The sequence below is a fragment of the Streptomyces capitiformicae genome, from assembly GCF_002214185.1.
Classification (GTDB): Bacteria; Actinomycetota; Actinomycetes; order Streptomycetales; family Streptomycetaceae; genus Streptomyces; species Streptomyces capitiformicae.
Genome location: NZ_CP022161.1, coordinates 10,807,867 through 10,821,797 on the forward strand (window position 1 = coordinate 10,807,867; position 13,931 = coordinate 10,821,797).

General features: G+C 69.0%; 8 protein-coding genes, 1 tRNA gene and 3 pseudogenes. 6 read left to right on the plus strand and 6 right to left on the minus strand.

Annotated elements, in window-relative coordinates; all coding sequences use genetic code 11:
* Positions 1-107: 107 nt before the first annotated feature.
* Positions 108-599: pseudogene (locus tag CES90_RS52365) on the plus strand (ISAs1 family transposase); the annotation flags it as partial.
* A gap of 138 nt (positions 600-737) precedes the next feature.
* Here CES90_RS52365 and CES90_RS48380 read toward each other — a convergent pair.
* From CES90_RS48380 to CES90_RS48390, 3 genes and pseudogenes are all read right to left on the minus strand, one after another.
* Positions 738-6,188 (minus strand): annotated as a pseudogene (locus CES90_RS48380) (SDR family NAD(P)-dependent oxidoreductase); the annotation flags it as partial.
* A 157-nt stretch (positions 6,189-6,345) separates the two neighbouring features.
* Positions 6,346-7,206 (minus strand): hypothetical protein, encoded by an 861-nt coding sequence (locus tag CES90_RS48385; RefSeq protein WP_189787994.1) that lies wholly within the window; start codon positions 7,204-7,206, stop codon positions 6,346-6,348.
* Positions 7,207-7,658: 452 nt separating this feature from the next.
* Positions 7,659-7,732 (minus strand) — tRNA-Gly (locus CES90_RS48390).
* 534 nt (positions 7,733-8,266) lie between these two features.
* Between CES90_RS48390 and dcd the strand changes: the two genes are divergently transcribed.
* The 3 genes from dcd to CES90_RS48405 all read left to right on the plus strand — a co-directional run bounded on the left by dcd (position 8,267) and on the right by CES90_RS48405 (position 9,908).
* A complete protein-coding gene (gene dcd, locus CES90_RS48395; RefSeq protein ID WP_189787993.1) occupies positions 8,267-8,842 on the plus strand; it encodes a dCTP deaminase in 576 nt (191 codons plus the stop codon).
* A 2-nt stretch (positions 8,843-8,844) separates the two neighbouring features.
* A complete protein-coding gene (locus tag CES90_RS48400; RefSeq protein ID WP_189788019.1) occupies positions 8,845-9,354 on the plus strand; it encodes a phosphoribosyltransferase in 510 nt (169 codons plus the stop codon).
* A 257-nt stretch (positions 9,355-9,611) separates the two neighbouring features.
* On the plus strand, positions 9,612-9,908 hold the full coding sequence (locus CES90_RS48405) for a hypothetical protein (RefSeq protein ID WP_189787992.1): 297 nt from the start codon (positions 9,612-9,614) through the stop codon (positions 9,906-9,908).
* 186 nt (positions 9,909-10,094) lie between these two features.
* Here the strand turns inward: CES90_RS48405 and CES90_RS48410 are convergent, their stop codons facing one another.
* On the minus strand, positions 10,095-10,592 hold the full coding sequence (locus tag CES90_RS48410; RefSeq protein WP_189787991.1) for a hypothetical protein: 498 nt from the start codon (positions 10,590-10,592) through the stop codon (positions 10,095-10,097).
* A gap of 691 nt (positions 10,593-11,283) precedes the next feature.
* Here CES90_RS48410 and CES90_RS48415 point away from each other — a divergent pair.
* Positions 11,284-11,850, plus strand: a pseudogene (locus tag CES90_RS48415) (sensor histidine kinase); the annotation flags it as partial.
* Positions 11,847-12,503 (plus strand): response regulator, encoded by a 657-nt coding sequence (locus tag CES90_RS48420; protein ID WP_208921763.1) that lies wholly within the window; start codon positions 11,847-11,849, stop codon positions 12,501-12,503. The pseudogene CES90_RS48415 and the gene CES90_RS48420, both read left to right, overlap by 4 nt.
* Positions 12,504-12,751: 248 nt before the next feature.
* Here the strand turns inward: CES90_RS48420 and CES90_RS48425 are convergent, their stop codons facing one another.
* Positions 12,752-13,234, minus strand: coding sequence for a hypothetical protein (locus CES90_RS48425; protein ID WP_208921765.1), 483 nt, complete (start codon positions 13,232-13,234; stop codon positions 12,752-12,754).
* A 111-nt stretch (positions 13,235-13,345) separates the two neighbouring features.
* Positions 13,346-13,858 (minus strand): NUDIX hydrolase, encoded by a 513-nt coding sequence (locus tag CES90_RS48430; RefSeq protein ID WP_232791405.1) that lies wholly within the window; start codon positions 13,856-13,858, stop codon positions 13,346-13,348.
* Between the last annotated feature and the right edge of the window lie 73 nt (positions 13,859-13,931).

The window sequence follows — 13,931 nt, forward strand, 5'->3', positions numbered from 1 at the left end:
GGGGTAGCCGACGGGCCCGGTCGGCACACGGCCAATCGAAGCGCTTGCGCACACAACGCCGCAGCTCACAGCACACGTGCAGGAGCGACGACGACATTAGGAGTCGAATGAATCGAACACAAGAGGGCAGCAGAAGGTACAGGCGCCGCCGGAATCGCCAAGTCAGCGCCGGCACTGCAAAGCCGCACGGGCAGGTGCGCTCGCCCGCATGCTGCGCGGCGACGCCGAGCGGTACGGATGGGACCAGGCGGCAGCCGCCGGGCTCATCGCCACCTGATGAAGGACTGTGCGCGATCGCCGTCGACGGCAAGAGCCTGCGCGGATCGCGCACCGCGGCGAGGAGGGCGGTGCATTTGCTGGCAGCCGTCACCCACGGCGAAGGCGCGACGCTGAACCAGCGGCAGGTCGCCGGGAAGAAGGGTGAGATCAGCGAGTTCAAGCCTCTTCTCGCTCCGCTCGACCTGGTCGGCCGCACCGTCACGTTCGACGCCCTGCACACCCAGCACGCTCACGCGCAGTTCCTCGTCGAGGAGAAGAAGGCCGACTACATCGCGATCGTGAAGGACAACCAGTGCGCCACGAGGCGCTTTGACACATCCCCGCCGCAGGCGGGACAGACTCGAAGGGAGGTCTGCTGGGTCCGATGGCGCCACCAGACCACCGACGACCGACTCGACCCACTCATCACCACCCGCACCGCCAGCCGGCTCAACCACCAGCCAACGCCCGGACAAGGACGCCGAGTTGGGGATTTCAGCCGCCGGACGCCAGTCGACGCGGTAGCGCAAGGCGTCCACCTGCGCCTGCTCGACACTCCTGCGCCGCCAGGCGGACAACGCTGGCAGTACCGCGCCCACGACCTCCTCCCCCAGCTCCAACTCCCCGGCCAGGACCTCCAGGTCCTCGCGCTCGACCGCCTCCCAGAAGCGGGCGTCGATCTCGCCGCCGGAGGCCGGCGACGGCTCCTGTGCTGCCCCGCCCGAACGCAGCCAGAAGCTCTGGTGCTGGAAGGCGTACGGAGGCAGCTCCGCCACCGGCGTGTCGGGGGCCGCGCCGAACGCCTGAGCCCAGTCGACGTCGACCCCGCTGACGTGCAGTGAGGCCAGGGCTGCGTAAAGGCTCGGGATCTCCGGACGGTCCTTGCGCAGAGCGGGACTCAGTACTGGTTCAAGGCCGTCAACAGCCGGACCGTCGTCGAGGCAGGCGCGGGCGAGTGCGGTGAGGGTTCCGTCGGGGCCGATTTCGAGGTAGCGGGTGACGCCCTGTTCCCGCAGTCGGCGGACGTCGTCGGCGAAGCGGACAGGCTGGCGGACGTGGGCGGTCCAGTAGCCGGCGGCGCACAGTTCGCCCGGGTCGGCGAGGGCGCCGGTGACGTCGGAGACGATCGGGATCTGGGGGCGGTGGTAGGTCAGGCTCTCCGCGACGTGCAGGAAGTCCCGCAGCATCGGCTCCATCAGCGGTGAGTGGAAGGCATGGCTGACCCGCAGCCTGCTCACCCGGCGGCCGAGGGCGGAGAAGTGCTCGGCGATCCGCACCACGTCGTCCTCGGCACCGGAGACGACGACGGACCGCGGCCCGTTGACGGCGCCGATACCGACCCGCTCGCCGAGCAGCGGCAGCACCTCGTCCTCGGACGCCTCCACGGCGGTCATGGCACCGCCCGGGGGCAGCGCCTGCATCAGCCGGCCACGGGCGGCGACCAGTCGGCAGGCGTCCTCCAGTGACCAGACACCGGCGACGTAGGCCGCGGTGATCTCGCCGATGGAGTGCCCGGCGAGTACGTCCGGCCGCACCCCCCACGACTCCACCAGCCGGAACAGCGCCACTTCGAAGGCGAACACGGCGGGCTGGGTGAACTCGGTCCGGTTCAGGGCGGTTTCATCGTCGCCGAAGACGATCTCCCGCAGCGGAAGGGACAGTTCGGTATCCATGTACGCGCACACCGAGTCGAAGGCATCCGCGAAGACCGGGAACGCTTCGTACAACTCACGCCCCATACCGACGCGTTGCGATCCCTGCCCCGCGAACAGGAAGGCCAGGCCTCCCTCCAGCTCGACGCTCCCGACGGTGGATACGAGCGCGGAGGACTCACCACGAGCCACGGACCTGAGCGCGGCGAGCAGAGTGTCACGGTCCTCGCCGATGACGACGGCGCGGTGTTCGAACGCGGTGCGGGAGACGGCGAGCGAGTGTCCGATCTCCACCGGGTCCGACTCGGGCCGGGCCGCGAGGTGTTCGGCGGTCCTGGCGGCCTGCGCGCGCAGCGCCTCGGCGCTGCGGCCGGAGACCAGCCAGGGCACGACCGGCGACGGGGGCCGCAAGGTGGCCGACGGCCCCGATGGCTCAGCGGCGTCGGCGGGGAACGGTTCCTCAAGGATCACGTGGGCGTTGGTGCCGCTGAGCCCGAAGGAGGAGACCCCGGCACGACGCGGCCGGTCCTCCCGCCTCGCCCAGTCGCGCGCCTCGGTGAGCAGGCGTACGTCACCGGCGGTCCAGTCGACGTGGGACGACGGCGCATCCACGTGAAGCGTCCGCGGCAGCACCTCGTTCCGCATCGCCAGCACCATTTTCATCACACCGGCGACACCGGCGGCGGCCTGCGTGTGACCGATGTTCGACTTCACCGACCCCAGCCACAACGGCCGCTCGTCCGACCGGCCCTGCCCATACGTCGCCAGCAGCGCCTGCGCCTCGATCGGATCGCCCAACGTCGTCCCCGTACCGTGCGCCTCCACCGCGTCCACGTCGGCCGGCGTGAGCCCGGCGGCGCCCAGCGCGGCCCTGATCACTCGCTGCTGCGACGGGCCGTTCGGCGCCGTAAGACCGTTCGAAGCGCCGTCCTGATTGACCGCGCTGCCCCGCACCACGGCCAGCACGCGGTGACCCTTGCGCCGGGCGTCGGACAGCCGCTCCACCAGCAGCATGCCCACGCCCTCACCCCAGCCGGTGCCGTCGGCGGCATCGGCGAAGGCCTTGCAGCGCCCGTCGACAGCGAGACCCCGCTGCCGCGCGAACTCCACGAACACGGCGGGACTGGCCATCACCGTCACACCACCGGCCAGCGCCAGGTCGCACTCACGGTTCCGCAGCGCCTGCACCGCCAGATGCAGCGCCACCAGCGACGACGAGCACGCCGTGTCCACCGTCACCGCCGGACCCTCAAGCCCCAGCGCGTAGGCGACCCGCCCGGAGGCGAGGCTGGTGGCGCTGCCGGTGAGCAGGTGTCCGCGTACGTCGTCGGGGACGTCGGAGAGGGCGGCGCCGTAGCCCTGGTAGCCGCAGCCGACGAACAGACCGGTGCGGCTGCCGCGCAGGGCGCGCGGGTCGAGGCCCGCGCGCTCGACGGCCTCCCAGGAGACCTCGAGGAGCAGCCGCTGCTGCGGGTCGACGGCGACCGCCTCGCGGGGCGAGATACCGAAGAAGGCGGCGTCGAAGGCGTCCGCGTCGGACAGGAAGGCGCCCTGGTCGACGTAACTGGTGCCGGGGCGCAGGGAGTCGGGGTCGTGGAGCGCGTCGAGGTCCCAGCCCCGGTCGGCCGGGAAGGAGGTGATGGCGTCGCCACCGGCGGCCACGAGGTCCCAGAGTTCTTCGGGTGAGCTGATCCGGCCGGGGAGGCGGCAGGCCATGGCGACGATGGCGATGGGATCGTCGTGCGCGCCGCCCGCCACAGCCGGGACCGGTGTCACGGCGGTCACGGTCGAGGTTCGGCCGTTCTCAAAGGTCTCAACGGTCTCGACGGCCGAACCGTCGAGTTCGTGGAGCAGGTGGTCGGCGAGGGCGACCGGTGTCGGATGGTCGAAGACCAGGGTCGTCGGCAGGGCGAGGCCTGTCTCGGCGGCCAGGAGGTTGCGCAGTTCGACGGCGGTGAGCGAGTCGAAGCCGCAGTCCTGGAAGGCGCGGGTCGGCTGGATGGTCTCCGGCGTCGGATGACCGAGCGCTGCGGCCGCGCTGCCGCGCACCGTCTTGAGGAGCAGTTGCCGGCGCTCGGCCGCGCCCAGCGGGGCCAGGCGGGTGCGGAGGCGACCACCGTGCCCGGCGGCCTGCGGGTCGTCGTCCGCGCCGGCCCGCCGCATGGCTCGTACGGCCTCCGGGATACGGCTGAGCAGCGCGGCACCCGGCAGTCCCCGCCGCGCGATGGCGATCCTGGACCAGTCGAGGTCGGAGACCAGCGCCCAGGTGTCGTCGTGGGCGAGGACGTGACCGAGGGCGGTCAGGGCGGGTTCGGGCTCCATCGGGGTCAGGCCGCCGCGTCGCAGGCGGGCCAGTACGGCGGGGTCGTCGGCCATGCCTCCGCCCGCCCAGGGGCCCCAGGCGACGGAGGTGGCCGGGAGTCCGGCCGCGCGGCGCTGTCGGGCGAGGGCGTCGAGGAAGGCGTTGCCGGCCGCGTATCCGGCCTGTCCGGCCGAGCCGAGGGCGCCGGCGATCGACGAGAACAGCACGAACGCCGTGAGCGGCGTGTCCAGTCGCCGAGTGGCCTCGTCCAAGGTGACCGCCGACCGGAGTTTGGCCCGCAGCACGGTGGCGTAGCGCTCGGCGTCCATCGCCGCGAGCGGGGCGTCGTCGAGGACGCCCGCCACGTGCAGTACGGCGGTCAGCGGCCGGTCGGCGGGGACGGTGGCGAGCAGGGCGTCGAGGGCGTCCCGGTCGGCGGTGTCACAGGCGGCGATGGTGACCTGTGCTCCCGACTCCTCCAGTTCGCGACGGAGTTCGCCGGCACCGGTGGCGTCGGGGCCGCGCCTGCTGACGAGCAGCAGATGCGCGGCGCCTTCCCGTGCCAGACGGCGGGCGACCTGGGCGCCGACCACGCCCGTGCCACCAGTGATCAACGTCGTTCCGTCGAGCCGGAGTTCGGGGCGGGTGTCGGCGGGGCGGGTATCGGCGGCGCGGGTGATACGGACCAGTCGGCGGGCGAAGACGCCGGAGTCCCGGACCGCCAGTTCGTTCGCGTCGCCGGGTTCGGCGAGAAGGGATGCCAGCCGGGTCAGGGCGCGCCGGTCCAGCCGGGCGGGGAGGTCGACGAGCCCGGCCCACAGGTCGGGGTGCTCCACGGCCACGGTCCGGCCGAGGCCCCACGTGGTGGCCTGCACCGGGTTCGTCAGCGGGTCGGCGGCGCCGACGGACACGGCCGACCGCGTGACCGCCCACAGTCTTACGCCGCTGCCGGCCTCCGTGAGCGCCTGCGCCAGCAGGGTGTTGAGATGCAGCCCCAGCGGCACCTCGCCATGAGCCGGGTGGGGCGTCTCGGTGAGGGCGAGCAGTGACAACAGGCGTACGTGACCATCGAGTTGAGCGGTCGCCTCGGTCAACTCCCGCACCATCGCGGCGCGATCCGCGTCGTGCGCCACCGGCAGCGACTGCGCCCGCGCCCCCGCGGCGCACAGGGCCTCGACCATGACCGCCGCCGTGTCGGCGGCATCCGGGTCGCCGTCGCAGTGGGGCACGAGCCAGTCCCCGTCCAGGGAGGCCGACGGCGACTCCAGCGGCGTCCAGGTCTCCCCGTACTGCCAGGATTCAGCCGTCGCCCGCCGCACACTGTCGTGGTGCCAGGACGTCAGGGCGGGCAGCACGGGTGCGAGCACGTCCGGGTCCAGCCCCAGCCGCTCGGCGAGTTCCTGGACGTCCCCCTTCCGAACGGCCGACCAGAACGCCGAGTCGACCGCGTCGGTCCCCGCTTCGTCGTCGGGGTCGGAAGCCTCGTCCGCCAGCCAGTAGCGGCGGCGTTGGAAGGCATAGGTCGGCAGTTCGACGCGGCGATCCGCACCGGGGAAGAGCGCGGACCAGTCCGGGCTGTGCCCGTACGCGTGCAGCGACCCGACCGCCCGCAGCAGGCTCTCGGCCTCCGGTAGGTCCTTGCGCAGGGCCGGCGTGACCACGTACGGCGTTCCTGCCGCCACCGGGTCGTCCTCGACCGGCTGGGGGAGGACTCCCTGGGTGAGAGCGGCGAGCGTGCCGTCCGGGCCGAGCTCGACGAACCGCGTGACACCGGCCGCCTCCATGGCCAGGACGGCATCGGCGAACCGTACCGGCCGATGGACGTGTCGCACCCAGTACTCGGGCGACGTCAACTCGGCGGCGACGGCCTCTCCGGTCACCGTGGAGACGAGAGGCAGACGGGGCTCGGCGTACGTCAGGCTCTCGGCGACCTCGCGGAAGTCGGCCAGCATCGGCTCCATCAGCGGCGAGTGGAAACCGGTCGTCGTGCTCGCGTACACCGATTTCCCGGTCAGCGTCCGCTGACCGGGGCACACACCAACAAAGAGGAGACATGATGACGGAACTCCGGATCAAACTTCCGTCGCTTCTCCGCCATGACTCCCAACTTCCCCTGCAGTCACGGTCTTCACGCTACGAGGGGAGGGACACTGAGTCGCGTTCCAACAGGCGCAAGGGGTCCGAGTGCTGCAGACCCTGTCTGGCCTCGGGCCTCCCGACGGGGGTGACTCGCAGTAGGGCCGGCGGCAGCGACGCCAGGGTGAAGTACGTCATCATGCGGGCACGCGCGAGTCCCAACAGCATCTCGTCGCTGTCCTGAGCCTGGTCGTCAGTACCGGCTCCGCTGTTGTCGGCACCATGGTCCTCGCTCTCCACGTCGATCACCATGAAGAGGCGTTGTTCAAGGCTTGTGCCGCACAGCACTTTGTGGTGTGGCGCGGGGAGCAGGGTACCCACGTCCAACTGTTTCGCCCCTTTCAGACGGGAGGGCGTTCGTAGCCAGCGACCTCCCTTCGCCTCGACCAACCAGACTTCGGAATCTGCCGGATGTGTGCCGAACAGGTCGGGCAGGCTGCTGCTCTTCTCCCAACCCGGAGTGGCTCCGGGCGGTGCTGCGCTTTCAGCATGCGTCGTAGGGCCGAGCCCCATGAGTGTGCGGCAGGCCCATTCGGCCATCGTCATACCAATGTGATAGCCGAACGCCGTACGGGTCGAGCTTTCCGTTCCGTGGGAGTAGACGGCGCTGGGGATGATCTTCCGTCCCGGCTGTGGCCCTTGATCTGTCTGCACGCTGTCGCGCACGAGGTACGCCGACAACGGATACCGCCGTGCCATGATCTCGCGACGGGCCAGTCGGGGTACGGAGGCGACCCAAGGAGTGATGTCGCGGCCGACTGTGGTGGTGGCGTCGAGCAGGGCTCGCCAGGTCGTGGTGACGAGATAGTCCCCGTCGGGAGGGACGCTGCTCGATGCCGGCCAGGACTGCCGGGCCATCTCCACCTCTGTGCGCGAGGGACCTTTCGCGGGTTTCAAGGGGGAGCTGCGTCTGACGAATACCGGTACGTCGAAAGCATCGGGCGCAGACATCGCGATGTCGCTAGCCCCAGGCGGAGGAAGCATCCGCACACTCTGCCATCGGCTGGGACGCCCGCTGTCTCGGTCAGGCTCGTAAGGTCGGAGCGGAACGACCAAGGGGCAGCGTGCTCAACCCTCGACAACTGCCGGTTTGCTGGAGCGACTTGTGCGCCATTTGCGCACACTGTGACCCGGGTCACCGAAAAACGATCTCAGGATTCGAGACGACTGGGCGTCGCGGTGGCCGAACTGCCGCTAAAGGGGTGTGAGAGGGTCGCCTGACCTCCACTTAGGGCACGCGAAGGGCGCGGAGCCTCCAAATTGGTCTAGACAACAAACAAACCCCAGGCCGCTGACCTGGGGTTTCATCATGGAGCGGGTGACGAGAATCGAACTCGCGCTCTCAGCTTGGGAAGCTGATGTTCTACCATTAAACTACACCCGCGTAAGACGCCGGTTGGTGCCGGTGTCGGAACGCGTCGTTACTTTACCTCATGTCGGGCCCCGCGTGCTGGAAGCGTGGGGCTCGGGTTCGTTTCAGGGGTGGGGATGGGGCTGCGGGGGGCGGGAGTTGGGGCGTACGGTGGAGGGGTGGAAGAGGGTCTGGGTGGGCCTTCGAGGGACTCGGAGTGCCGCCTGGAGGGCCGTCCCTTTCATCCCGTAATGTGGCTTTCGTCGTCAGGTCGACGTCAGTTCGACAGCCAGACGCGGCTCTTGGGGAAGGGACTCTTGGACTTGATGGAGCGCACCGTCGTCCGCTGTGCCGATGGGCACGTGTTCAGCACCGCTTCGTTCCCGATGCAGCAGGCCGAGCGCCTCGGCCCTGGTCGGCTCATGCGCTGCCCTCGCTGCGCGCGGCTGCGCAGCGTCGTGCCGGTGGCCTTGGAGAAGCGGTAGCCGAGGAGGAACGGTAGGAGTTCGTCGGACGCGCGGTCCGCCCGATTGTGGGGGGTCCGCGCGTCTTGCGTATCCTCGGGACGTGCTTCTCTCAGACAAGGACATCCGGGCCGAGATCGACGCCGGTCGGGTGCGTATCGAACCGTACGACCCATCCATGGTGCAGCCGTCGAGTATTGATGTGCGTCTCGACCGGTTCTTCCGTGTTTTCGAGAATCACCGGTATCCCCACATCGATCCGTCCATCGAGCAGGCGGATCTCACGCGGCTCGTGGAGCCGGAGGGCGACGAGCCGTTCATTCTTCATCCCGGGGAGTTCGTCCTCGCCAGTACGTATGAGGTCATCACGCTTCCCGATGATCTTGCGTCGCGGCTTGAGGGGAAGAGCTCGCTGGGGCGGCTCGGACTCGTTACCCATTCCACCGCCGGGTTCATCGATCCCGGTTTCTCCGGGCATGTGACGCTCGAACTGTCGAATCTCGCGACGCTGCCGATCAAGCTGTGGCCCGGTATGAAGATCGGGCAGCTGTGCATGTTCCGGCTGACTTCGCCGGCCGAGTTCCCCTACGGCAGTGAGCGGTACGGATCGCGGTACCAGGGGCAGCGGGGACCGACCGCCTCCCGGTCCTTCCGCAACTTCCACCGGACGCAGGTGTGAGCATGTCCCGGGTCCGAGAGAACCTCACGTACGACGCGTTCGGCGTCGCCGTGCGCGAGCTCGCGCAGGCCATCGCCGATGACGGGTACGAACCGGACATCATCCTGTCCATCGCGCGTGGGGGCGTGTTCGTCGCGGGTGGGCTCGCTTACGCCCTTGATTGCAAGAATCTGCATCTGGTCAACGTCGAGTTTTATACGGGTGTGGGTACGACGCTTGAAATGCCCGTCATGCTCGCCCCTGTCCCGAATGTCATCGACTTCTCCCGCAAGAAGGTGCTGATCGCGGACGACGTCGCCGACACGGGCAAGACGCTCAAGCTCGTTCACGACTTCTGTACTGAGACCGTCGCCGAGGTTCGGTCCGCCGTGATCTATGAGAAGTCCCACTCTCTCGTGAAGTGCGAGTACGTGTGGAAGCGGACCGATGAGTGGATCAATTTCCCGTGGAGTGTCTTGCCTCCAGTACATAAGTCGGGGGAGGCCTCCAAGGTGAACAGGGAAGCGCTCTGACCTGCGAGGCAACACGATGGCCACTCGACTGATCATCGAGGGGCCATTCCTGTGCCCGACCCGCCTGCCGAAGGCAGCCGACTGACAGACTTCCTCGTCCCGAAGCAACTGGGGTGGGGCGGAGTCTTGAGCTGCTGTGGTTCCTACCTGCTCTGATGGCCCGCAGACGTCCGCGCTTGTCCGCCGTTGTTCGTCTGTGTTGCACGCAGTTACCGGTAGACACTCAAGGGTCCCGGGGGCGCGATACAGTGCGCGCCGTGGACATACCCGGCTGGTTCCTCTGGATCGCTCTCGGTCTGACCGTCTTGCAGGCCCTCGGCCTCGTTCCCGTCATCCGCCGACTGCGCGGATCCGACTCGTCGGTGCGTTTCAAGGCGCGCCTTGACCTGCTGGACGTCGCCAGCTCCCTACTGCTCTTCGGCGGCTTGCTGCTGAGCCTCGCAGTGGCGGAATCCTGGTTCTGGCTCGCTTTCGCTGGCGTCGCGCTCATGGCCGCCGTCTACGCCGTGAAGGGTGTCCACTGGCTCCGCGCTCGCCGCCGTCCCACGGTCTGATCCAAACGACAGACTTCAACCGCTCCGTGCACTACTTCTTCTTGCCCTGGGTCTTGCCGGGGATCTTGGTGAGCTGGGTTTTCGCTGGTCAGGGGCGGTGGGCTCGTGCGCCTGGTGGTCGTTGTTGGTCGCCCTTGGCCACTGGTGGGCGGCCTCGGACGGCCCAGAGACGGCCCAGACTCCCGCTCATCGGCCCGCCTCGGAGGCGGTGCCGTTGGCTGATGTGGCTCTCTTGTGTGACCGCATTGCGGTTCGCAGAGCTTCGAGTTCGGTTCGAGGAAACGGCCGGCCCCATTGAGACTCGTAGGCTTCTTCGCCCTGCTCGTAGTCGATCCGGTCGAAGGCACGGACGACGGACCGCGCGAGTGCCGTGACGGTGTGGCGGCCTGACCAGAGAACTACCCCTGAGCTGTCCGGAGCTTGGGCGTCGTCGGCCAGGACCAGGCGGACATCGACCACAGATCCGTCTCTGTGAAAGAACCACTGGTACGTCTGTGGCTCTCCCTCCAACTCGGCGCGTGTGTCCTCGTCACCGAGGACGAGCCGGGCAACGGCGTAAAGGAACTCCTCGGGCGCGTCAGTGATGTAGGAAGCAATGGCCTCTGCCTCACCATGCTCATCAGCCACCTTGATACTCGCCCAGCCGTGACTGCCCAACATCCATGTGATCGCTAGGGAAGGCATCTCCCCTCCTCCGTGGTGACTCTATGGACTCAGGCGCCGTGTGGCCGAGCCCTCAGCTTGGGAATCGCGGATGGGTTTGCTGCCGACGGGGCTCTGGCCTGCGTTGAAGGCGCGTTGTTGCAGCTTTGGCAGTCTCCCTCAAACTTCATCGTTGACCGTGGCTGACCGTTCCATCTGGCACGCTTGTGGCAGGGCTACTGCCGGAGCGAGCGGAGACGGTACGTTGCAAATCGCGGGCGTGGATGTGTACGTAAACCATCCGGTGCTGCACCTGGGTGCCACCGATTGGGTCCCCACTTCGCTCGACCTGGGGGATGCAGCTGCGGCGAGCTGCGACACTCATGTTGCGGTCCGGGTCCGGCCTCAGTCCGACCTCATCCGAGTGCGCATCTTTCGGGACTCTGGAGAGACTTCGGGCGCCGATCCAACGTTCACGACCGTCTTCGACGGCCAGCTCCTCCTGTCGGACGGCCGTTTGGCTGTCGGGGACGTTGAGGGACTGACCCGCTTCGTCCGACTAGTGGGGGACCGCGGTGCATGGAACGTGCGTGTGGCGGTGGATGCTCCTGGGTGGGACGCTCGCGCCATCGATGTGACTCTTGGATGGCCGAGCAATGCTCAAGACCTAATAGCAGTGCGCGGTGACGGGTGACCCCTACTCAAGACCTGGAGCTGGACTCCTCTCCACAGCGCCCGGTTCGTCTTCGACACCGACCGCCGCACCGCGCGGACCGCACTCGACACCATCGACGCCACCGGCAAGGAGGCCCTCGAAGAGCTGCGCCGCATGCTCACGGTGCTGCGCGCCGACGGCGACGGCGCCCCGGCCGCCCCGATGCCCGGCCTCGCCCGCCTCGACGAGATGGCCGAACGTGTGCGCGCCGGCGGCGTCCCGGTCGCCCTGACCGTCGAGGGCACCCCGCGCCCGCTCGCCCCCGGCGTCGAACTGTGCGCCTACCGGGTGGTGCAGGAAGCCCTGACCAACGTCCTGAGACACGCGCCCGGCGCGAGCGCCGAGGTACGGCTGAGGTACGAGCCGCACCAGGTGACCGTTTCGGTCACGGACGACGGAGAGGGGGTGATTCCGGACAGAGTACGAACCGACGGCGGACACGGCTTGATTGGCATGCGCGAGCGGGCCAAGCTCTACGGCGGGCAGATCAGCATCGGCCCGCAGGACCAAGGTGGCTTCGCCGTGCGGCTGACCCTGCCGACCTCCGCGAAGGCCGCCGTGCGGGGGGACGACGCCACCACATGACCACCGTGCTCGTTGTCGACGACCAGTTCCTCATCCGGGCCGGACTGGTCGGGCTGCTGCGCGCCGCACCCGGCATCGAGGTGGTCGGCGAGGCCGGCGACGGAGCGGAGGCCGTGACGCTCGCCGCCGAGACCGCCCCCGAGGTGATCCTGATGGACATCCGGATGCCGGGCATGAACGGCATCGACGCCACCGAACGCATCCTCGCCCAGGCCGCCGACCCCCTGCCCCGCATCCTGGTGCTGACCACCTTCGACCTCGACGAGTACGTGTACGGCGCACTGCGCGCCGGAGCCTCCGGGTTCCTGCTCAAGGACTCCGGCCCGGAACGGCTGCTCGCCGCAGTGGCCGCGGTGGGCGGAGGCGACGCGCTCTTCGCGCCCAGCGTCACCCGCCGCCTCGTGGAGGCGTACGCCCGGCAGACCGCCTGCGAGCAGCCCGCGGATCTGGACGCGTTGACCTCCCGTGAGCTCGAGGTCCTGAAGCTGATCGCCCGCGGCCTGTCCAACCTGGAGATCGCCGACCGCCTCTACATCAGCGAGGCGACCGTGAAGACCCACCTCAACCGCACGATGACCAAGCTGGACCTGGACAGCAGGGCACAAGCGGTAGTGGTGGCGTACGAATCAGGTCTCGTGACCCCGGGCGGATAAAGACTGGGTGCTCTGGCGGCCCCACGGGCCCGGAGGCTCCATTCGACCGCCAACGATCAAATGCACCGCGCGGGGACTAGGGTTTCGCCGACCGGCGACCTCGGTCCTTCGGCCGGTCGTTGTCGCGGTGCAGGGCGAGCACTGCGGCGGCGATCCACCCGAAGTCGCGGTATTTTCCGTCGCCTGGGCGGACTCCGCCTACGGCGGGACCCTCGTCGACTGGTCCCACTCCTTCCTCGGCATCACGCTCAAGACGGTGCCCCGCCGCCCCGCCGCAAGGACCAGGACGGCTTCGCCATGCTCGCCAAGCGGTGGCGGGTCGAGCGGTCCGGTCCGGCAGTCGCCCGCGCGACCTCGGTGAACGGCCCGTCATTCACGCGCAGTCGCAGGTACGAGCCGACCGCCTCCGTGTGCGGCGTCTCGAGGGGAGCCGTGGCGACGGCGGTCAGCGCGTACACCCCGCCCTCGGGCGCACGAACGCGGTACGCGGCGAACCAGCTGCTCCCACGAGGCGCCTCCTCCGCTGTCAGCAGCGCCAGGTACCGCCCCCGCGAGGCACGTCGGTCACGGGCCACCGGGATGTTCGTACGCATCGGGGACTCGCCCTGCACGGTGATGACCACCGGTGCCGCACCGCTTCCCATCACCCCGGCCGCCCGGTTCGCCCCCACCACGGACGCCCCCGCTGCCCCGAGTCCTGCCGCCATCGCCATACGCCTGTCGAAGTCCATACATCCAGCAGACGCGTTGAAGGCTCGGCCGGGCGTCGTGCGTGAGGACCACCGGACCCGGAGGTGCCTCTCGGGGCGGTCACGGGAAGCGGCGGTGCGTGTTTGGGCGGATCATGAGGACCGCTCGGCGGGGAGGCCGGAATCCCGCTCGTGCGTCAAGTGGGCCAGGTAGACGTCCAGGGGCTGGACGCGTCCAGGGACGGCTGTCCGAAGGTTCCACCAGCGGATGCACGCGATCTCCTCGTTGGCCTGGAAATCGCGGATCGTTGTGGTGCTGCCCGCGAACAGTGCCGCGTACTCGGGTCGGTGATCTGGTGCCAGGAGGAAGCCCGCGTAGCCGATGAACCGCAATGGGCCGTCGGGTCGCTGGCCGCTTTCCTCCAGTAACTCGCGTACGGCCGCCTGGCGTGGGGATTCCCCCGGTTCCAGGCCCCCACCGGGCAGTTCCCAGCCCTGGCGCCAGCGGTCGAAGACCATGAGGACACGGTCGGCGTGCCAGAGGGCGACCAATGCCGCCGGCAGTGGTGCGTCAGGAGGTGGGGTCTCTTCCGCGCCGCGGATGAAGGAGACCAAGGCGTTCCCGCGGTCGTCGACCGCCAGCGGTGGTAGGTCAGGAGACAGCACCTTGCCGTGATTCCCGGTATGTTGCCGGAACTCTCCACTCCGGTCGCGATGGGGCGGATTGTGGTGTGCGCCC